Consider the following 1,324-nt stretch of genomic DNA (forward strand, 5'->3'; position numbering starts at 1 on the left):
TGAACCGCCCCGGGTTTTGAGGAGGCTCTTTTCCCTGAGAGGATAGAGCCATGAGCAAGAAGTCGAACCAGTTTTCACCGGAAGTGCGCGAGCGTGCCGTTCGCATGGTGCTGGAGCACCGGGGCGAGTACCCGTCGCTGTGGGCGGCCATCGATTCGATCGCGCCCAAGATCGGTTGTGTGCCGCAGACCCTGCACACATGGGTCAAGCGCCACGAGGTCGACAGTGGCGTTCGCCAGGGCATCACCACTTCTGAACTGCAGCGCCTCAAGGAGCTCGAGCGCGAGAACAAGGAGCTGCGCAAGGCCAACGAGATCTTGAAGTTGGCCAGTGCGTTTTTCGCCCAGGCGGAGCTCGACCGCCGTCTGAAGTCCTAAAGGGCTTCATCGACCAGCATCGACAGGCCTACGGGGTCGAGTCGATCTGCAAGGTGTTGCAGGTCGCCCCGTCAGGCTATTGGCGCCACGCCTGCGAACAGCGCAACCCCGAGCGACGCTGCGCCAGAGCTCAACGTGACGATGTCCTGATGCCGCACATCCAGCGCGTGTGGCACGCCAACATGCAGGTCTATGGCGCCGACAAGGTCTGGAAACAGCTCAACCGCGAAGGCATCGCCATTGCCCGCTGCACGGTCGAGCGGCTGATGCGGCGCCTGGGCTTGCAGGGCGTGCGCCGTGGCAAGGTGGTGCGCACCACGGTCAGCGACGCTCGGGAGCCATGCCCGCTGGACCGGGTCAACCGTGTGTTCAGGGCCGACAGGCCCAATCAGCTCTGGGTCTCGGACTTCACCTACGTCTCGACCTGGCAAGGCTGGCTGTATGTGGCCTTCGTGATCGACGTGTACGCACGGCGCATCGTGGGTTGGCGGGTGAGCAGTTCGATGCGCACGGACTTCGTGCTCGATGCGCTGGAGCAGGCGCTGTACGCACGCCAGCCTGAGCGCGACGGCAGCCTGGTCTGTCACTCCGACAGGGGGTCGCAATACGTCAGCATCCGCTACACAGAGCGACTGGCCGAGGCCGGTATCGAGCCCTCAGTGGGCAGCAAGGGTGACAGCTACGACAACGCGCTGGCCGAGACGATCAACGGGCTGTACAAGGCCGAATTGATCCACCGCAGAGCACCTTGGAAGACCAAGGAATCGGTGGAGTTGGCCACCCTCGAATGGGTGTCATGGTTCAACAACCACCGGCTGCTCGAACCCATCGGCTACAGCCCGCCCGCCGAGGCTGAGGCAAACTACTACCGGCAACTCGCCAGTCAGGTCTCCATGGTGGTGGCCTGACTTAAACCAACCGGCCTCCACGATTCCCGGGGCGGTTCA

Annotated in this window: 1 protein-coding gene and 1 other annotated feature; the gene reads left to right on the forward strand. The window is 63.4% G+C overall.

Annotated features, from left to right (window positions below; genetic code table 11):
- The first annotated feature begins 50 nt into the window (after window positions 1-50).
- Window positions 51-1,285 (forward strand): IS3 family transposase gene (locus RCO38_RS24195; protein ID WP_308331152.1). Its coding sequence is split into 2 segments (ribosomal slippage): window positions 51-342 and window positions 342-1,285, totalling 1,236 coding nucleotides; the frame shifts between segments, so codons are not numbered across the junction.
- Window positions 332-448 (forward strand) — a sequence feature (AL1L pseudoknot). (Overlaps the previous gene by 117 nt.)
- Window positions 1,286-1,324 lie beyond the last annotated feature (39 nt).

The organism is Hydrogenophaga pseudoflava (assembly GCF_031020795.1).
GTDB classification, from domain to species: domain Bacteria; phylum Pseudomonadota; class Gammaproteobacteria; order Burkholderiales; family Burkholderiaceae_C; genus Hydrogenophaga; species Hydrogenophaga pseudoflava_A.